We start from the raw sequence: 18,048 nt of genomic DNA, 5'->3' as shown, positions 1-18,048 counted from the left end.
GGCGGTAAAAACTATTCTGCCGCTTGGACTTTCTTGACCGGACGCCGTTCCAGAAGCTCCTTAAGGAACTGGCCGGTATAGGAGCGCTTCTCCTTGACGACCTGTTCCGGCGTGCCGCAGGCAACAATCTCCCCACCACCCGTGCCGCCTTCGGGGCCAATGTCGATAACCCAATCGGCGGTCTTGATGACTTCGAGATTGTGCTCGATGACCACGACCGAATTGCCCTGGTTGACCAGCTCGTGCAGCATTTCCAGAAGTTTCGCGACGTCGTGGAAATGCAGGCCCGTGGTTGGCTCATCGAGAATATAGAGGGTGCGGCCGGTGGCACGCTTCGACAGCTCCTTGGCGAGCTTGACGCGCTGCGCTTCGCCGCCCGAGAGCGTGTTTGCCTGTTGACCGACCTTGATATAGCCGAGACCGACATCGAACAGCGATTGCAGCTTGTCGCGCACGGCCGGAACCGCGGCAAAGAACTCGACACCTTCCTCGACCGTCATGTCCAGGACATCGGCGATCGACTTGCCCTTGAAATGCACGTCGAGCGTTTCGCGGTTGTAGCGTTTGCCGTGGCAGACATCACAGGTGACATAGACATCCGGAAGGAAGTGCATCTCGATCTTGATGACGCCGTCGCCCTGGCAAGCCTCGCAACGGCCGCCCTTGACGTTGAAGGAGAAGCGGCCGGGTGCGTAACCGCGGGCCTTGGCTTCCGGCAGGCCGGCAAACCAGTCGCGGATGGGGGTGAAGGCACCGGTATAAGTGGCCGGGTTGGAGCGCGGTGTGCGACCGATCGGCGACTGGTCGATATCGATCACCTTGTCGATATGCTCGAACCCGTCGATCCGATCGTGCTCGGCCGGGATTTCTCGCGCCCATGACGCGGCGTGCGGCCGACTTGTAGAGCGTTTCGATCAGGAAGGTCGACTTGCCGCCACCCGATACGCCGGTCACGGCGGTAAAAACGCCGAGCGGTACCGCCGCGGTAACGTTCTTGAGGTTGTTGCCGCGGGCTCCGAAAACCTTGAGTTCCTTGCCTTTTTTGACCTTGCGCCGCTCAGTGGGAACTGCGACGCCGAGTTCGCCCGACAGGTATTTACCGGTCAGTGACTTGGGGTTTGCCATGACCTGCTGCGGCGTGCCTTCGGCGACGACCGTGCCGCCGTGAATGCCGGCGGCAGGGCCGATATCGACGACGTAATCGGCGGTCATAATGGCATCCTCGTCATGTTCCACGACGATGACGGTATTGCCGATGTCACGCAGATGCTTCAGCGTTTCGAGCAGGCGGGCATTGTCGCGCTGGTGGAGGCCGATGGATGGCTCGTCCAGCACGTAGAGAACGCCGGTAAGGCCCGAGCCGATCTGCGATGCCAAACGGATGCGCTGGCTCTCGCCACCGGACAGCGTGCCGGAATTTCGCGAAAGGCTGAGATAGTCGAGCCCGACGTCGTTCAGGAACTGAAGGCGCTCGCGGATCTCCTTGAGGATACGGACAGCGATCTCGTTCTGCTTCGCGTTCAGGTGCTCGGGAAGCGCCGCAAACCAGTCGCGTGCCAGCCGGATCGACATTTCTGTCGTCTGGCCGATATGCAGCTTATTGATCTTGACCGCCAGCGCTTCCGGCTTCAGGCGATAGCCGGCACAGGACGGGCATGGAGCGGCCGACATGTAGCGCTCGATTTCCTCGCGCGCCCAGGCACTGTCGGTTTCCTTCCAGCGCCGTTCGAGATTGGGGACGATGCCTTCGAACGTCTTGGTCGTCTTGTAGGACCGTGCGCCGTCGGCATAATTGAACTCGATCTTTTCCTCGGTGCCCTCAAGGATCGCCGAGCGGGCGCTATCCGACAGCTTGTCCCAGCGGTCCGTCAGCTTGAAACCAAAGACCTTGCCGAGACCCTCGAGCGTCTGGTTGTAATAGGGCGAGGTGGACTTCGCCCAGGGCGCGATCGCGCCATCCTTCAGGGTCCGGCCGGGTTCCGGCACGATCATGTTCCGGTCCACCTTCTGCTGTGATCCGAGACCATCGCAGGTGGGGCAGGCACCGAAGGGATTGTTGAAGGAGAACAGCCGCGGCTCGATCTCCGGAATGGTGAATCCGGACACAGGGCAGGCGAATTTTTCCGAAAACAGAACCCGTTCATGGGTTTCGTTGAGCGACTTGTTGGCAGATCCGCCTGCGGAGGTTTCCTTCTCCGGCAGAGGCTTGTCGGCGAACTCCGCAACGGCCAGGCCATCCGCCAGTTTCAGCGATGTCTCAAGGCTGTCGGCCAGACGCGCGGCAATGTCGGAACGCACCACAAGGCGGTCCACAACGACGTCGATGTCGTGTTTGTATTTCTTGTCGAGTGCTGGAACGTCGGCGATTTCGTAGAACTGGCCATCCACCTTGACGCGCTGAAAACCCTTTTTCATCAGCTCGGCGAGTTCTTTCTTGTACTCGCCTTTGCGCCCGCGGATCATTGGCGCGAGAATATAAAGACGGGTGCCCTCTTCGAAAGCAAGGACCCTGTCGACCATCTGGCTGACGGTCTGGCTTTCGATCGGAAGACCCGTCGCCGGCGAATAGGGAATTCCGACGCGCGCAAACAACAGGCGCATGTAGTCGTAGATTTCCGTGACTGTGCCGACCGTCGAGCGGGGATTTCGCGAGGTCGTCTTCTGCTCGATCGAGATCGCCGGAGACAGGCCTTCGATCTGGTCGACGTCGGGCTTCTGCATCATCTCCAGGAACTGGCGTGCATAGGCCGACAGGCTCTCGACATAGCGTCGCTGTCCCTCGGCATAGATCGTGTCGAACGCAAGCGACGACTTGCCTGAACCGGACAGCCCGGTCATCACGATCAGCGAGTTGCGCGGCAGATCGAGATCTATGCCCTTTAGATTGTGCTCGCGCGCACCACGGATGGAAATGGTTTTGAGTTCGCTCATCGTTATGCCTTCGGGGAGGATCGAAGGTCCTTATGTAGTTATCGAAAGCCGCCTGTCGAGACGAAACTGCTGCAACGCAACCCAGTTCCGGACGCTTGACAGATCTATACCAAGAAAATAGAACAAAGAAAGAACAAAATTCACTGTGGATTAAACCTCGGCATTGCCCAATCCGGTCGGTCGATGGTTTAAGGTGGGGCAATTGGTTTTCAAAGCCGTGCTTGGCGGCAAACGAGGTGAATACGATGGCGGGCAGCGTGAACAAAGTCATTCTGGTGGGCAATGTCGGCGCCGACCCGGAAATCCGCCGGACGCAGGATGGCCGCCCGATTGCAAACCTGCGCATCGCCACGTCGGAAAGCTGGCGCGATCGTACGTCGGGCGAGCGTCGCGAAAAGACGGAATGGCATACGGTCGTCGTGTTCAACGAAGGCCTCTGCAAGGTCGTCGAGCAGTATGTCAAAAAGGGCGCCAAGCTTTATATCGAAGGCGCACTGCAGACCCGCAAATGGCAGGACCAGACCGGCAACGATCGTTATTCAACCGAAATCGTTCTGCAGGGCTTCAACTCGACCCTGACAATGCTCGACGGTCGTGGCGAAGGCGGCGGTGAGCGCGGCGGCGCACGTGGTGGCGCAAGCGACTTCGGCGGCGGTGGCGGCGGTGATTTCGGCGGCAACTACGGTGGCGGCGGCGATGACTATGATCGTCCGCGTTCCGGGGGGGAGCACCGGCAGGGCGCGGTGCTCAGGGCAGCCAGGGTGGCCAGTCCTCCGGTGGTGGCGGCGGGAACTTCTCCCGCGACCTCGACGACGACATCCCATTCTGATCAAAAAAAGGCGCCGCTCAGGCGCCTTTTTCATGTTCGGTTGGAGCATGAGTGGCGCGGTCCGAAAGCATCGCTACAAGCACGTCGGACTGCGAGAGTATTCCGACGAGTTTGCCGTTCTCGCCGACGATCGGCAGGTAGTGCAGGCCTTCCTCGGCAAACATGACGACCGCGTCGTTGAGCGGTGCCGACGGCTCGATCGTCCGGACCGGCGCGGTCATGATATCCCTTACGATATGGTTTGGCGCTGTTGCGCCTTGCATCATCAGCCGCAAACGCTGGCGCGGGCCGATCGTCGGGCGACCGCCGGTCCAGATTGGCTTGTCCAGAAAATCCGTCTGCGTAACGATGCCAACCACCTCAGCCTTTTCGTTGGTGACGGGCAGGGCCTTCAGACGGTGGTTGCGCATGGACTGATGCGCCTTCCCCAGGGGATCATCCGGTGACACCGCGATCACGTCGCGGGACATGACGTCGGCGCAGGTGAGGTGGCTGGCGCGCTGGCGGTAGGAGCGCAGTTCGGTCAGGCGAATAATTGTTTCGAGGTCGCTGCGATCGATATCGAGGACCTGGTCATAATCCCTGAGGACGGCGTCGAGATCCTCCCGGCGGAACCCGATACGGCCGCTCGGCGGCGGATCCGTGGTGCCGTGCGAAGGGGAAGGCGTAGCGGGCGCATGCGGATAGCGCCGGCCTGCGAGATTGTTGAGAATGATCGCAAGCAGCAGCAAAGCCAGCGAGTTGCCCAGAACCGGCCAGAGGATGAATCCGTATCCCATCGCGTGAATGGACGGGCCGCCAAGCACTGCGGTCAGGGCAATCGCACCGCTTGGCGGGTGCAGGCAGCGCAGCGCCATCATCGCCGCGATCGCTATGCCAATGGCGAGGCCTGAGGCGAGGGCAGGGTCTGGCACGAGTGCAGCGACTGTGACGCCGACAGTGGCCGAGAGAATATTGCCGCCCAAGATGGACCAGGGTTGTGCGAGCGGGCTCGACGGGACGGCAAAGAGCAGCACGGCCGAGGCACCCATCGGGGCGATCAGTGCCGGCAATGACGGTTCGAAGCCGACGACGAGACTTCCGCCGAGTCCCGTCAGGGAAATGCCGAGCAAGGCGCCGCCCGCAGAGCGAAGCCGTTCCCTCATGCTGATCGGGTTCGGTGCCTGTCCGATGAGACGGTTTAGAATGTGCATGGATTGAGCTTTCGGCCGTCCGTCCCAGGAAGGATCAGGGTATCGCGAATGCCGACCGGATGCCATCGACCACGAACTGAACGGACAAGGCAGCGAGGATGACCCCGAGAAGCCGGGTGAGGATCGCGCGCCCTGTCACACCCAAGAAACGGTCGAGCTTTTCCGCGATCAGAAGCGTTGCGTAGAGCACCACCATGATCAGCGCGAGGACCCCGATAAGGAGTGCGCGGTCGAGAGCGCTGGTGAATGTTCCGGACAAAAGGACGGTCGCGGAAATCGCTCCGGGGCCGGCGATCAGCGGCAGGGCGAGCGGAAACACGGCGATATCGTGGATATGGTCGATCGTGATCGCCTTTTGCGACGTCTTTTCCTTTCGCTCCTGACGCTTTTCGAAAACCATTTCGAACGAAATCCAGAACAGCAGCAGGCCGCCCGCGATGCGGAAGGCGCCGATCGAGATACCGAGCAGGCCGAGAACGCTCGATCCGAACAGCGCAAACACCGCGAGGATCCCGAACGCGATCAGCGCACCGCGAAAGGCGACAAAGCGCCGTTGTGCCGTCGTCATGCCGACCGTCAGGCCCAGAAAGACCGGCGCCAGACCCGGCGGGTCGAGCGTGACCAGCAAAGTGGTCAACGCGTTGATGAGAGCATCGGGTGAGGCCATGGATACTCCTAGAGGACGCTCGGCTTGCCGTTCAATGATAAGATTGTTAGGACAGCCGGGCGCTTTAGGGAAGTCTTGCAACGAATGTATCCAACGATCGTGGCAAACACCTTCCAAATGCCGCAAAACCTGTTCACAACTACAAAGCAAATTCAGTGGAAATTGGCGCCCGGAGCCGCTTTCCGCTATAAAAATTCAAATGATTCCGAACAGAGATCGTGATCCGATTTGACTGAGCAAAGCACACCCGGCGGCGGAAAGCTGCCTCCAGGCATCGAACCCATTTCCATTATGGAAGAGATGCAGCGGTCCTATCTCGATTATGCGATGAGCGTGATCGTCAGCCGCGCACTTCCCGACGTTCGTGACGGACTGAAGCCGGTTCACCGGCGCATCATGTTCGGCATGTCCGAGCTCGGGATCGACTGGAACAAGAAATACGTCAAGTGCGCCCGCGTAACCGGTGACGTGATGGGTAAATTCCATCCGCACGGCAACTCCGCGATCTATGATGCGCTGGCACGTATGGCGCAGGATTGGTCGCTGCGATTGCCGCTGATCGACGGACAGGGCAATTTCGGATCGATCGACGGGGATCCGCCGGCGGCCGAGCGCTATACAGAGTGCAGGCTTGAAAAGTCGGCCCATGCGCTGCTCGATGATCTCGACAAGGAAACCGTCGACTTCCGCGACAACTATGACGGCACGCTGTCGGAACCGGTGGTTCTGCCGGCGAAATTCCCGAACCTGCTCGTCAATGGCGCAGGCGGCATCGCCGTCGGCATGGCGACCAACATCCCGCCGCACAATCTGTCGGAAGTGATCGACGGCTGCATCGCGATGATGGACAATCCGGCGATCGAACTGCCCGAGCTGATGCAGATCATTCCCGGTCCGGACTTTCCGACAGGTGCAATGATCCTTGGCCGTGCCGGCATTCGTCTGGCTTACGAGACGGGCCGCGGCTCCGTCATGATGCGCGGTCGTGCGACGATCGAACCTCTGCGCGGCGACCGTGAGCAGATCATCATCACCGAAGTTCCCTACCAGGTGAACAAGGCCTCGATGGTCGAAAAGATTGGCGAACTCGTCCGCGAAAAGCGGATCGAAGGGATTTCCGATCTGCGCGACGAGTCCGACAGACAGGGTTACCGCGTCGTCGTCGAGCTGAAGCGCGATGCGAATGCCGACGTCATTTTGAACCAGCTCTACCGCTACACGCCGCTACAGACGTCGTTCGGCTGCAACATGGTGGCGCTCAATGGCGGCAAGCCGGAGCAGCTGGCGCTGATCGACATGCTGAAGGCCTTTGTGTCCTTCCGCGAGGAAGTCGTCAGCCGCCGCACGAAGTACCTGTTGCGCAAGGCGCGCGAGCGCGCTCACGTGTTGGTGGGTCTGGCGATCGCCGTTGCCAATATCGATGAAGTCATTGCGCTCATTCGCCGTGCACCGGATCCTGCGACGGCGCGCGAGCAGTTGATGACGCGCCGCTGGCCGGCCCATGACGTCGAGGCTCTTATCCGGCTCATCGACGATCCGCGTCACAAGATCAACGAGGATCTGACCTACAACCTCTCCGAGGAACAGGCCCGCGCGATCCTCGAACTGCGTCTTGCCCGCCTGACGGCGCTCGGCCGCGATGAAATTGGCGACGAGCTGAACAAGATCGGCGCCGAGATCTCCGACTATCTCGACATCCTGTCGTCACGGGTTCGCATCCAGCAGATCGTCAAGGACGAACTCATCGCCGTTCGCGACGAATTCGGTACACCACGCCGCACCGAGATCCTCGAAGGCGGTCTCGAGATGGACGACGAGGACCTGATTGCCCGCGAGGACATGGTCGTTACCGTTTCGCATCTCGGCTATATCAAGCGTGTTCCGCTGGCGACCTACCGCGCGCAGCGTCGTGGCGGCAAGGGTCGCTCCGGCATGGCCACACGTGACGAGGACTTCGTTACCCGGCTATTCGTGGTCAATACTCATACGCCGGTGCTGTTCTTCTCCTCGCGTGGCATCGTCTACAAGGAAAAGGTCTGGCGCCTGCCGATCGGCACGCCGCAATCGCGCGGCAAGGCCCTGATCAACATGCTGCCGCTGGAAGCCGGCGAGCGCATCACCACGATCATGCCGTTGCCCGAGGACGAAACGTCCTGGGATAACCTGGACGTGATGTTCTCGACGACACGCGGCACGGTTCGCCGCAACAAGCTGTCGGACTTCGTGCAGGTCAACCGCAACGGCAAGATCGCCATGAAGCTCGAGGAAGAGGGTGACGAAATCCTCTCCGTCGAGACCTGCAGCGGTCCGAACCTCGACCTCAACGAGCCCGGCGACGACGTGTTGCTGACAACCGCGCTTGGACAGGCGATCCGCTTCCCGGTCGAAGAGGTCCGCGTCTTTGCCGGCCGTAATTCCATCGGTGTCCGCGGCATCAATCTGGCCGAAGGCGACCGCATCATCTCGATGACGATTGTCGGGCATGTGGATGCCGAGCCGTGGGAACGTGCAGCTTACCTCAAGCGCTCGGCGATCGAGCGCCGTGCTGCCGGGGTGGACGAAGAGGATATCGCTCTGGTTGGTGAGGAAGTCACCGAAGAGGGACAGCTCTCCGATGAGCGCTACGAATACCTGAAGCAACACGAACAGTTCGTGCTGACGGTTTCGGAAAAAGGCTACGGCAAGCGCTCGTCTTCCTATGACTTCCGCACATCGGGCCGTGGCGGCAAGGGTATCCGTGCCACCGATACCTCGAAGACTGCGGAAATCGGCGAACTCGTGGCCGCCTTCCCGATCGACGAGGGTGACCAGATCATGCTCGTTTCGAATGGCGGTGTTCTGATCCGTGTTCCGGTTGGCGGCATTCGCATTGCCAGCCGTGCGACGAAGGGTGTCACGATCTTCTCGACCCACAAGGATGAGAAGGTGGTCTCCGTCGAGCGCATCAGCGAGCCTGAGAACGAAGACGAGAACGGCGAGCTCCCGGGTGAGATCTCGGCCGAAACCGGTGACCTCGGGATTGCTCCCGATACCGACACCGATGCGACCGAAACCGATACGCCTGATGCTGACGGGGATGCGACCGAATAGGTCGCGTCCACCCTGACGGCAAAAGACGAGAAAAACGAAAAAAGCCGGAGGATGGGAAACCATCCTCCGGCTTCTGTTTGAGTAGCTTCAAGGGGTTGGGCATCTCACCAGTATTTGGCACCTGCGATCAAACTAGTGGCGCGGTGTTCGATCATTGGATTGGGATGCGATTGAATAGGTCGCGTCCTTCCGGAGGGCAGAGGACATCAACAACGAGAAAACCGGAGGATGGGAAACCATCCTCCGGCTTTGTTTGAGCCGCTTGGCGCGGAAAGGGCATCGCGCCCTGTTCGCTACCGTTCACGAAAATAATGCTGTGGCTTGTCGCTCTAAATCTTCCCGACAACGCGCCCAAAGTTCAGGGGGAACGATTGCTGTGTCGGTGATCGCGGATGTTTCAGAGGAACGGCCAATGGGATGAAGTCCCAGTCCAGCTCCTCGCGGCAGGCGATCAATAGTAGGAGATGTCGCTGTAACGACCGGTAACCTGCGGGTAGTTGGAGCCGTCGACATCCGAGCGGTCCTGGTAGAGAGTGACCGTCGCCGTCAACATGACAGCAATCATGGCGCTCCATACGAGGTTAATCATGGTGATCTTGTCGGGCATAGCCATCTTTTTGTTTGCGATCATCATATCCGATTATCCTTTTAATTGCCTGAGCGCGTGAACTGCGCGCAGCGACACCACATTATGAGAGTGACCTATCTGAACGGCTCTGAAGCATGCTTGAATGGCGCGTTCATCTGGCGTTCAGGTTCCGGATCGCGTTTCCACTTCTCAGAGGTCTGGCGATCCGAATACGTAAATCGCGGCGTCCAATAAAAGCGCTGCAGCGATTGCAGCGAAAATCATCAAAGCCAGCATTTCCGTATATCTCAACTCAGCGGGACGATGATCTCGCCCCGTCATGTTTGTCAGTTAAACATGAGCCGGCTGAAACGGCCTTGAACGACGCATTCATCTTTCGTTCAGTTTTTGGGAAAGCCTTGCAGCGGGCGGCCTTCCGTGACAAAAGGCCGTTGAAATTCAGCTGGAACAGGCTCCGACTTCAGTATGACGATCGCTCTTTATCCCGGCTCATTCGACCCGATGACAAACGGCCATCTCGATATTCTCGTGCAGGCGCTGAACATTGCCGAACGGGTCGTCGTGGCAATCGGCGTTCATCCGGGCAAGGTGCCGGTATTCAGCTTCGAGGAGCGCGCGGCATTGATCGCAGCGGCACTTTCGGAGGCTCTGCCCGAGCGCGAGGACAGTCTTTCGGTGGTTTCCTTCGAAGGACTGGTCATCGACGCTGCCCGGCAGCAGGGGGCGACAATCCTTGTGCGTGGCCTGCGCGACGGGACCGATTTTGATTACGAGATGCAGATGGCCAGCATGAACCGGACAATGGCGCCAGACCTTCAGACGGTATTCCTGCCATCTGCGGCCGCCTCCCGGCCCATAACGGCCACATTGGTCCGCCAGATCGCTGCGATGGGCGGCAATGTCGGTGAATTCGTGCCGGCTGTGGTACTGCGCGCCCTGAACGAAAAGCACAAACGCTGATTCTGCGACAAAAGATAACAGGAGTCTTCTGATGAAACTGCTTCGCCTCGCCATAGCCGGCGCCCTCGCGCTCGCTGCCACGGTCGGAACAGCCGTTGCGGCGGCAGACGATTTTCTGACCATCCAATTGAAGGATGGCCCGGTCGTGATCCAGCTGATGCCTGAGTCCGCACCGAAGCACGTTGCGCAGGTGAAGGCGCTGGCTGCCAAGGGTGCTTATGACAACGTCATATTCCACCGCGTCATCGACGGGTTCATGGCCCAGACCGGCGACGTGAAGTTCGGCAAGCAGGGCGGCCCGAGCTTCAACGCTTCGCGCGCCGGCACCGGCGGCTCGGATCTTGCCGATCTTCCCGCAGAGTTTTCCAAGACGCCGTTCGAGCGCGGCACTGTCGGCATGGCCCGTTCGCAGAGCCCGAATTCTGCCAACTCGCAGTTCTTCATCATGTTCGACGAAGGCCCGTTCCTGAACGGTCAGTACACCGTAATCGGCAAGGTCGTGTCCGGCATGGAAGCCGTGGACAAGATCAAGCGCGGCGATGGCAGCAATGGCGAAGTCACCAATCCCGACAAGATGGTCAAGGTGACCGTCGGCAAGAAGTGATCGACACACAGTCGATTTAAACGGCAGTGGCCCACCGGGCTGATGCCTGAGACAGAGATAATCAAGGAGAAATACCATGGCCGAGATCAAGGATCCCGAAAACACCCTCATCATGGAAACCACCAAGGGCAAGGTCGTCATCTCGCTCCTGCCGGATCTGGCACCTGAGCACGTTGCGCGCATCAAGGAACTGGCCCGCGAAACCGCCTATGACGGCGTTGTTTTCCACCGCGTCATTCCCGATTTTATGGCCCAGACCGGCGACGTCAAGTTCGGCAAGCAGGGCGGAGCGGACTTCAACCCTTCGCGCGCCGGCATGGGCGGTTCCGACAAGCCGGACCTGAAGGCTGAGTTCTCGGCTGTTTCGCATATCCGCGGCACATGCTCGATGGCCCGTTCGCAGAGCCCGAACTCCGCAAACTCGCAGTTCTTCATCTGCTTTACCGACGCGCCTTGGCTGAACAAGCAGTACACGGTTTGGGGCCAGGTCATCGAAGGCATGGACATCATCGACCTGATCAAGAAGGGCGAGCCGGTCAAGGATCCGGACTCGATCGTTTCCGTCCGCGTCGCCGCAGACGTCTGATCTGATCCGCCATTTCTGGCCCGCTCCGTCTTCTCGACGGGGCGGGCCTTGCCTATTCTGGAAGCTCATCATGCGTGTCGATCTTTTCGATTTCGATCTGCCCGAGGAAAACATTGCGCTGCGGCCGGCAAACCCGCGCGACAGCGCCCGGCTGCTTGTCGTCGACGCAGGCGCCGATCCTGTCCTTTCCGACCAGCGGGTCAGCGATCTGGTGGCATTCCTGAAGCCGGGCGATGCGCTGGTCTTCAACGACACGAAAGTCATTCCCGCGCAGCTCGAAGGCATCCGTCATCGTGAAGGCGCCGGCGGTCAGCAGGTTTCGGCGACGCTGCATATGCGCACCGAACCGGATGTCTGGAAGGCGTTTGCCAGGCCCGGCAAGCGGATCAAGGTCGGCGACCGGATCGAATTTGGCGATTTGGGATCGCTGAGCGCGACAGTCGAGGATAAAGGCGAGGGCGGCGAGGTGACGCTGCGCTTTGATCTTTCAGGCCCTGCGTTGGACGAAGCGATCCTGTCGGTCGGCCATATTCCGCTGCCGCCCTATATCGCCGCCAAGCGGCCCGAGGATGCGCAGGACGCGAAGGATTACCAGACGATCTATGCCCGCGAGCAGGGCGCCGTTGCTGCGCCCACAGCGGGTCTGCATTTCACGCCCGACCTGTTTGCCAGGCTGGACGCTGCAGGCGTCGAGCGGCATTTCGTGACGCTGCATGTGGGGGCAGGGACATTTCTGCCGATGAAGGTGGACGATACCGAAGACCACAAGATGCATCAGGAAATCGGTTACGTGAGTGCCGAGACCGCGCAGCATCTCAACGCCGTCAGGGCGAGGGGCGGGCGCATCGTCTGCGTCGGCACGACCTCGCTGCGGCTGATTGAAAGTGCTGCGGCTGACGACGGCACCATACTGCCCTGGAGCGGTGCGACCGGCATCTTCATCACGCCCGGCTTTCGGTTCAAGGCAGTCGACATGCTGATGACCAATTTTCACCTGCCGAAATCGACGCTGTTCATGCTGGTCTCGGCTTTTTGCGGCCTGGAGACCATGCGCGCAGCCTACGACCATGCCATCTCGTCCGGCTATCGCTTTTACTCCTACGGCGACTCAAGCCTGCTTTTCAGGAACGACCGATGACCACCGAAAATTTCCAGTTCACCCTGAAGGCAACGGACGGCGGCGCCCGTCTCGGCGAAGTCTCAATGCCGCGCGGAACGATCCGCACGCCGGCCTTCATGCCGGTCGGCACCGTCGGGACCGTCAAGGCGATGTATCTTGATCAGGTGCGCGAAACGGGCGCCGATATCATTCTCGGCAATACCTATCACTTGATGCTGCGGCCGGGCGCCGAACGGGTTGCGCGGCTCGGTGGACTGCACAAGCTGATCCGCTGGGATCATCCGATCCTCACCGATTCGGGCGGCTTTCAGGTCATGTCGCTTTCGGCGCTCAGAAAGCTCGACGAGAAGGGCGTGACCTTCAAGAGCCATATCGACGGCTCCAAGCACCATATGTCGCCGGAGCGTTCGATCGAGATCCAGGGCCTGCTTGGCTCGGATATCCAGATGCAGCTCGACGAATGCGTGGCGCTTCCGGCCGAGGCCAAGGAAATCGAGCGCGCGATGGAGTTGTCGCTTCGGTGGGCCGAGCGCTGCCGGGTGGCCTTCGGGGAACAGCCAGGCAAGGCGATGTTCGGCATCGTCCAGGGTGGCGACATTCCGGCGCTTCGCGTGCGGTCTGCCGAAGGGCTGAAACAGCTCGACCTCAAGGGATATGCGGTGGGTGGCCTTGCGGTCGGCGAGCCGCAGGACGTGATGCTGCGCATGCTGGAGGAAACGCTCCCGGTTCTGCCGTCCGAAAAGCCGCGCTATCTGATGGGCGTCGGAACGCCTGATGATATCCTCAAATCGGTGGCGCGCGGTATCGACATGTTCGACTGCGTGATGCCGACGCGGGCCGGCCGTCACGGTCTCGCCTTCACCCGTCGCGGCAAGGTGAACCTTCGCAACGCACGCCATGCCGAGGATATGCGACCGCTCGACGACGAGTCCGGCTGCCCGGCGACACGCGATTACTCCCGCGCCTATCTGCACCATCTGATCCGCGCAGACGAATCGCTGGGCGGGATGCTGCTCTCGTGGAACAACCTCAATTACTACCAGGATCTGATGAAGGGCATTCGCGAGGCGATCGCGAATGGTCGTTTCGAGGATTTCTGTGCAGAGACCCAGGCGGAATGGGCCAAGGGCGATATCGACCCGGTCTGACAATATTCGAGCGGGCAGGGGCGGTGCCCCTGCCGACCATATTTTGGCTAGATGCCCTGGCTGGCCGTGTTGCGGATCATCCGGACGCCGTTGACCTTGTAGGATCCGTCGTCCATCAGCCGCATGTCGTAGATTGCGGTCCAGTCCTTGCCCTGCTTGGCACTGATCATCACCTCCTGCAGCACGACTTCGCCGCCGCCCACCAGTTTGGAGCGGCCGAAGGCATAGGTTCCGGCCTGATAGACAGCCTCATAGTTGTCGCGGACCATGGCGAAGAAGACTGTCTTGTCGGGATAGAGACTGCGGATCCCCGGAGAGGCCAGAGAGTAAGCCTTGTCCGCATCGTCGTTGATCAAGGCGGAGATCTGAGCGGAGATGACTGCGCGGGCATCCGCGACGGGGTCTTCTGCGTGGACGAGACCTGCAGGTGACAGGAAGAGGAATGCGGCAAGAGAGGCTATTCGAAAGCGCATCTGACATTCTCCAGCATCGGCTTCCATAAAGTTTAGCGCATACTCACCAAAGGGAAAGGTGGCGTTGCGGATATTTTCAGCATCACCGCGATCTGCCCAGTTGGACGGCAAACCTTAACGCAGGGCAGGGTCCCACGTTCATGTCTTGTCGTCGTCAAAGTCGCGGTGCACCAGTGTGTCTGATGTGATTGCTTCGGAATTCCGTAATGACCCTACTAGCGCCGGCTCTGCTCTATTTCAGCAATGCTCTTCTGTTCGTTTCCCTGTTCACGCGGCTTCCGGCCATTCAGGAATCGATGGGCATCGACAAGGCGGTGCTCGGGATGGCGCTCTTGAGCGCCCCGGTTGGCACGTTTCTGGCGCTACCTCTGGCCGGACGGATCACCGATAGGCTTACGCCACGGCTGACCGCGGTCATCACGCTGCCCATTGTCGCGCTTCTGAGCCCGATCCTGGCGGCCGCGCCGCTCCCTTTATTTGTCCTCGGTTTCTTCCTGTTCGGCTTTTTTCGCACGATCTTCGATGTGTCCGCCAACATGATCTCCGCCGGTATCGAGCAGCGGACCGGCACAAAGGTTCTGGCGAGAAGCCACGGGTTCTGGTCGGTCGGGCTTCTGTTCGGATCGCTTGCGTCCGGTTTCCTCGCAGCGCAGGGCGTATCGCCCTTTGTGCAGCAGAGCGTGGCGGCGCTACTTGTCCTCGTAGCCTGCTTTGCCGTCTTCCGGGTGACGGCCGCCGACCCGGCGCCAGCTGCGCCGACGACGAAAAGAAAATCCGCATACGTCATGCCGGACAAGACCATCATCCTCATCTGCATCATGGTGTTCGGGCTCTGCATCGTGGAAGGCGCGGTCTACGACTGGGCGATCTTCTTTCTGCGCGAGGAAATGGGGGCGGATCCGGCGATGGCCGGCGTCCTCTACGCCGTCTTCACCGTCGGCATGGGACTGACGCGGCTGTCGGGCGACAAGCTGCGGGAAGTCGCAGGACCGATCTCGCTGATCCGGGGATCCGCTATCGCCGTCGCGTTCGGTATCGTGCTGCTGGTGACCGCCGCAAACCTCGTCGTTGCCGGCGTGGCGCTGTTTCTGATCGGCTGCGGGATCGCGCTGGCCTTTCCCCTGGCAGTCTCGACCACGATTGCCCGTGGCAAGGGACAGCCCTCCGACAATCTTGCAGCCCTCGCGCTGACCCTGATGCTTTCCACGATCGGGGTGCCGCCGCTTCTGGGCTTCATTGCAGAGCATGTGAGCCTGGTTGCCACCTTCGTCGTTTTGCTTCCGACCGTTCTCATCAGCTTCCTGATGGCGCCGGTGGCCGATGGGCGCCGGCCGTTTCGTCTCAGGCGTTGATCGCTTGCATGTGGAAAACCGGTCGGTTTTGGGGCAGGGGCAAGACATGCCGGCTGATGGCCCCTAATTGGCCACATGAATGGATAATGGCTTGAGCCGACTGGACTTCGTCGCTACGACTGGATTGGCGTTTTCTGATATGACTTTCCGAAAACAGGTGGCACTGTGATCGATCCCTATGAAATTCTTGGTGTTTCGCGCGAGGCGGATGTGACGGCGATCAAGCTTGCCTACCGCAAACGGGTGAAATCCGCCCATCCCGATACCGGCGGCGATGCGGAAACGTTCGGACAGCTGAAGGCATCCTTCGAGCTCCTGAACGACCCGATCCGCCGAAAAGTCTATGACGACACCGGTTACGATCCCGAGCTTGCCGACAAGAAGGACCTGCAGGGTCTCGTCATTTTGGAGATGCTCGTCAACGAGATGATCCTCGATGAGCGCGAGCCTGGCAGCTTTGATCCGGTTTCCTCGATGCGGCGCAAGCTCACGGACCGGATCGTCAATGCGCGCTTCCATATTCTCGAGATGGAGCGCCACCGCGCCCGGATCCGCAATCACATCAACCGGATCGGCCGCAAGCCGGAAACGGATGTTCTGGGTCGCATGCTGAAATCCCGCTGCGAAACGATTGCCGATGCGATCAGCAAGGCCGATTCCGAGATCCAGACCATCGAGCAGGCCTATGGCATGCTGGACGGATACAGTTACGAGATCGAAATCGCCGAGGTAAAGGACGCGGCCGAATAGGCCGCGGACCCTCACTCGGCCATCGGGCGATCACATTTGGCGTTGCCGAAACTTCACGGATCATTTCATGACACTTGCCATCCGAGACGCCACCCGTGCCGATGCCGGAACGCTCCTGTCTTTCATCCGCGAACTCGCGATCTTCGAAAAGGCCGAGCATGAGGTTGCGGCGACCGTCGAGACGATTGAGACATCGATGTTCGGCCCGACATCTGTCACGCGCGGCCTGATCTGCGAAAGCGATGGCAAACCGGTCGGCATGGCCATCTGGTTCTTCAATTATTCGACATGGCAGGCACGGAACGGACTTTATCTCGAGGATCTCTACGTGACGCCGAACGCTCGCGGGCTCGGGGCCGGGAAGGCGCTGTTGCGGCATCTCGCGAAGATCGCTGTCGAGAGCGGGTGCGGACGGTTCGAGTGGAGCGTGCTCGACTGGAACGAACCGGCGATCGGTGTCTACGATGCGATCGGTGCCGAACCGCAGAAGGAGTGGATCCGCTATCGAATGGCGGGTGACAAGCTCAGGGACTTTGCTGAAGGCTAGGCCGGATCAGCCCGTTACCGTCGCGCGGTCAAAGGCCAGGTGAGCGCGACGAACGCCATGCCGCCAGCAACCAGAACGAAGGCCACACCCAGACTATAGTGATGGGCGACGAAACCGATGGCTGCCGGACCCATGAGAATTCCGGCGTAGCCCATCGTCGTGATAGCAGCGACCGCATGGCTGGGCGGCATTTGCGTTTGCTTGCCGGCGGCTGTGAACAGCACCGGCACGATATTGGAAGCCCCGAGCCCCACCAGAAGGAAGCCTGCAAACGCCAGGGGCTGGTTGGGGGCCACGACCGTGAGCAGGAAACCCAGTGCTGCGATCGTGCCACCGCCGACCACGACTTTCATGCCGCCGAGCGTCTTGACGATCCAGTCGCCCGTCAGCCGGCCGACGGTCATCGCTATCGCGAACATCGTGTAGCCGAAGCCTGCCTGAGCCGGATCGACACCGTGTGCGCCGATGAGGAACAGAGCGCTCCAGTCGAGCACCGCGCCCTCGCCAAGGAAAACCAGAAAGCACAGCAGTCCGATGAAGGCCACGATGCCGCGCGGGATGGTGAACAACGGCGCATCTCCGGTCTCCTGGTTTCCGTAGGGCAGGAGGCCCCGAAAGGATTGCGCCAGCAGGCCAAGCAGCAGCGCACTGAACATCAAGGTCGCGGTCAGGGGTGAAACGCCGGCACCAAGCAAAAGGCTCATGCCGCCCGCGCCGACAATGCCGCCAACGCTGAACAGACCGTGGAAGCCGGACATCATGTTGCGGTCGCTATCCTTCTCGACCATCACGGCCTGAATATTGATCGCGACGTCGACCGCGCCAACACTTGCCCCGAACAGCGCCAGCGAGATCGCCATGGCTGGAATAGTATCTGCGATCGCCAACAGCGGCAGCACGAGGGCAAGGGCGAGGGTGCTTGCCACGATGACGGCCCGGCACCCGAAGCGGCTCGCGAGAATGCCGACCATTGGCATGGTCACGATAGAGCCCAGGCCAAGACACAGGAGCAACAGGCCAAGCGTGCCGTCATCTACGCCGATTCGAGCCTTGGCGACAGGAACCAGCGGCGCCCAGGCCGCCATGGCCGAGCCGGCAATGAGAAAGCTGGAGCGCGTGGCCCATTGGTGTCGGCCTCCGGTGGGGGGGCGTCCTGTGAGGATCTGGGCGTTCGGCATCTCGGTAGCTCCTGGATTACAGCGTTGGACC

Annotated in this window: 14 protein-coding genes and 2 pseudogenes; 10 read left to right on the top strand and 6 right to left on the bottom strand. The window is 60.5% G+C overall.

Going from position 1 to position 18,048, the window contains the following annotated elements:
• Positions 1 to 11 precede the first annotated feature (11 nt).
• A pseudogene (gene uvrA / locus ACQY1P_RS13845) lies at positions 12 to 2,931 on the bottom strand (excinuclease ABC subunit UvrA).
• 245 nt (positions 2,932 to 3,176) lie between these two features.
• Between uvrA and ACQY1P_RS13840 the strand changes: the two are divergent.
• Positions 3,177 to 3,760, top strand: a pseudogene (locus ACQY1P_RS13840) (single-stranded DNA-binding protein).
• 17 nt (positions 3,761 to 3,777) lie between these two features.
• Here ACQY1P_RS13840 and ACQY1P_RS13835 read toward each other — a convergent pair.
• Both ACQY1P_RS13835 and ACQY1P_RS13830 read right to left on the bottom strand, forming a co-directional pair.
• Positions 3,778 to 4,953 carry an HPP family protein gene (locus ACQY1P_RS13835; protein WP_325265194.1) on the bottom strand — a complete coding sequence of 392 codons (1,176 nt, stop codon included), beginning with the start codon at positions 4,951 to 4,953 and terminating at the stop codon, positions 3,778 to 3,780.
• 34 nt (positions 4,954 to 4,987) lie between these two features.
• Positions 4,988 to 5,620 (bottom strand): MarC family protein, encoded by a 633-nt coding sequence (locus tag ACQY1P_RS13830; protein WP_062456837.1) that lies wholly within the window; start codon positions 5,618 to 5,620, stop codon positions 4,988 to 4,990.
• Positions 5,621 to 5,848: 228 nt separating this feature from the next.
• On the opposite strand from ACQY1P_RS13830, the gene gyrA reads away from it, so the two are divergent.
• Positions 5,849 to 8,710 carry a DNA gyrase subunit A gene (gene gyrA, locus ACQY1P_RS13825; RefSeq protein WP_192086513.1) on the top strand — a complete coding sequence of 954 codons (2,862 nt, stop codon included), beginning with the start codon at positions 5,849 to 5,851 and terminating at the stop codon, positions 8,708 to 8,710.
• A gap of 451 nt (positions 8,711 to 9,161) precedes the next feature.
• On the opposite strand, the gene ACQY1P_RS13820 is transcribed toward gyrA, so the two are convergent.
• A complete protein-coding gene (locus ACQY1P_RS13820; protein ID WP_062456843.1) occupies positions 9,162 to 9,344 on the bottom strand; it encodes a hypothetical protein in 183 nt (60 codons plus the stop codon).
• 420 nt (positions 9,345 to 9,764) lie between these two features.
• Between ACQY1P_RS13820 and coaD the strand changes: the two genes are divergently transcribed.
• The 5 genes from coaD (at position 9,765) to tgt (ending at position 13,717) form a co-directional block, all read left to right on the top strand.
• Positions 9,765 to 10,259, top strand: a complete 495-nt coding sequence (gene coaD, locus ACQY1P_RS13815; protein WP_184653174.1) for a pantetheine-phosphate adenylyltransferase — start codon at positions 9,765 to 9,767, stop codon at positions 10,257 to 10,259.
• Between the two features lie 31 nt (positions 10,260 to 10,290).
• Complete coding sequence (locus ACQY1P_RS13810) at positions 10,291 to 10,863, top strand: peptidylprolyl isomerase (protein ID WP_062456848.1); 573 nt, start codon at positions 10,291 to 10,293, stop codon at positions 10,861 to 10,863.
• A 76-nt stretch (positions 10,864 to 10,939) separates the two neighbouring features.
• Complete coding sequence (locus ACQY1P_RS13805; protein ID WP_062456851.1) at positions 10,940 to 11,449, top strand: peptidylprolyl isomerase; 510 nt, start codon at positions 10,940 to 10,942, stop codon at positions 11,447 to 11,449.
• A gap of 70 nt (positions 11,450 to 11,519) precedes the next feature.
• The gene (gene queA / locus ACQY1P_RS13800) at positions 11,520 to 12,587 is read left to right on the top strand and encodes a tRNA preQ1(34) S-adenosylmethionine ribosyltransferase-isomerase QueA (protein WP_325265201.1); all 1,068 of its coding nucleotides are present in this window, start codon (positions 11,520 to 11,522) and stop codon (positions 12,585 to 12,587) included.
• The gene (tgt, locus tag ACQY1P_RS13795) at positions 12,584 to 13,717 is read left to right on the top strand and encodes a tRNA guanosine(34) transglycosylase Tgt (protein WP_184653170.1); all 1,134 of its coding nucleotides are present in this window, start codon (positions 12,584 to 12,586) and stop codon (positions 13,715 to 13,717) included. Before queA ends, tgt begins: the two co-directional genes overlap by 4 nt.
• Before the next feature lie 47 nt (positions 13,718 to 13,764).
• Here the strand turns inward: tgt and ACQY1P_RS13790 are convergent, their stop codons facing one another.
• Positions 13,765 to 14,190 (bottom strand): DUF4864 domain-containing protein, encoded by a 426-nt coding sequence (locus ACQY1P_RS13790; protein WP_113110519.1) that lies wholly within the window; start codon positions 14,188 to 14,190, stop codon positions 13,765 to 13,767.
• A 206-nt stretch (positions 14,191 to 14,396) separates the two neighbouring features.
• On the opposite strand from ACQY1P_RS13790, the gene ACQY1P_RS13785 reads away from it, so the two are divergent.
• From ACQY1P_RS13785 to ACQY1P_RS13775, 3 genes are all read left to right on the top strand, one after another.
• Positions 14,397 to 15,542, top strand: coding sequence for an MFS transporter (locus ACQY1P_RS13785; protein ID WP_174196646.1), 1,146 nt, complete (start codon positions 14,397 to 14,399; stop codon positions 15,540 to 15,542).
• Positions 15,543 to 15,707: 165 nt separating this feature from the next.
• On the top strand, positions 15,708 to 16,292 hold the full coding sequence (locus tag ACQY1P_RS13780; protein ID WP_113165235.1) for a DnaJ domain-containing protein: 585 nt from the start codon (positions 15,708 to 15,710) through the stop codon (positions 16,290 to 16,292).
• Between the two features lie 67 nt (positions 16,293 to 16,359).
• The gene (locus tag ACQY1P_RS13775) at positions 16,360 to 16,839 is read left to right on the top strand and encodes an N-acetyltransferase family protein (protein ID WP_430256644.1); all 480 of its coding nucleotides are present in this window, start codon (positions 16,360 to 16,362) and stop codon (positions 16,837 to 16,839) included.
• 14 nt (positions 16,840 to 16,853) lie between these two features.
• Here ACQY1P_RS13775 and ACQY1P_RS13770 read toward each other — a convergent pair whose 3' ends face one another.
• A complete protein-coding gene (locus tag ACQY1P_RS13770; RefSeq protein WP_430256643.1) occupies positions 16,854 to 18,017 on the bottom strand; it encodes an MFS transporter in 1,164 nt (387 codons plus the stop codon).
• Positions 18,018 to 18,048: the final 31 nt, after the last annotated feature.

Origin of the sequence: Neorhizobium sp. DAR64872/K0K18, from assembly GCF_050500175.1 — a bacterium.
Classification (GTDB): Bacteria; Pseudomonadota; Alphaproteobacteria; order Rhizobiales; family Rhizobiaceae; genus Neorhizobium; species Neorhizobium soli.
The sequence above is the reverse complement of the archived record's forward strand: the minus strand, read 5'-3'. Positions and strand labels throughout refer to the sequence as shown.

Bases quoted from the DNA above. Each gene is read 5' to 3' on its own strand.
- ACQY1P_RS13830 (WP_062456837.1), bottom strand. From the start codon at position 5,620: ATGGCCTCACCCGATGCTCTCATCAACGCGTTGACCACTTTGCTGGTC.
- ACQY1P_RS13775 (WP_430256644.1), top strand. From the start codon at position 16,360: ATGACACTTGCCATCCGAGACGCCACCCGTGCCGATGCCGGAACGCTC.
- tgt (WP_184653170.1), top strand. From the start codon at position 12,584: ATGACCACCGAAAATTTCCAGTTCACCCTGAAGGCAACGGACGGCGGC.
- ACQY1P_RS13790 (WP_113110519.1), bottom strand. From the start codon at position 14,190: ATGCGCTTTCGAATAGCCTCTCTTGCCGCATTCCTCTTCCTGTCACCT.
- ACQY1P_RS13835 (WP_325265194.1), bottom strand. From the start codon at position 4,953: ATGCACATTCTAAACCGTCTCATCGGACAGGCACCGAACCCGATCAGC.
- ACQY1P_RS13785 (WP_174196646.1), top strand. From the start codon at position 14,397: ATGACCCTACTAGCGCCGGCTCTGCTCTATTTCAGCAATGCTCTTCTG.
- ACQY1P_RS13805 (WP_062456851.1), top strand. From the start codon at position 10,940: ATGGCCGAGATCAAGGATCCCGAAAACACCCTCATCATGGAAACCACC.
- ACQY1P_RS13820 (WP_062456843.1), bottom strand. From the start codon at position 9,344: ATGATGATCGCAAACAAAAAGATGGCTATGCCCGACAAGATCACCATG.
- coaD (WP_184653174.1), top strand. From the start codon at position 9,765: ATGACGATCGCTCTTTATCCCGGCTCATTCGACCCGATGACAAACGGC.
- ACQY1P_RS13810 (WP_062456848.1), top strand. From the start codon at position 10,291: ATGAAACTGCTTCGCCTCGCCATAGCCGGCGCCCTCGCGCTCGCTGCC.
- queA (WP_325265201.1), top strand. From the start codon at position 11,520: ATGCGTGTCGATCTTTTCGATTTCGATCTGCCCGAGGAAAACATTGCG.
- ACQY1P_RS13770 (WP_430256643.1), bottom strand. From the start codon at position 18,017: ATGCCGAACGCCCAGATCCTCACAGGACGCCCCCCCACCGGAGGCCGA.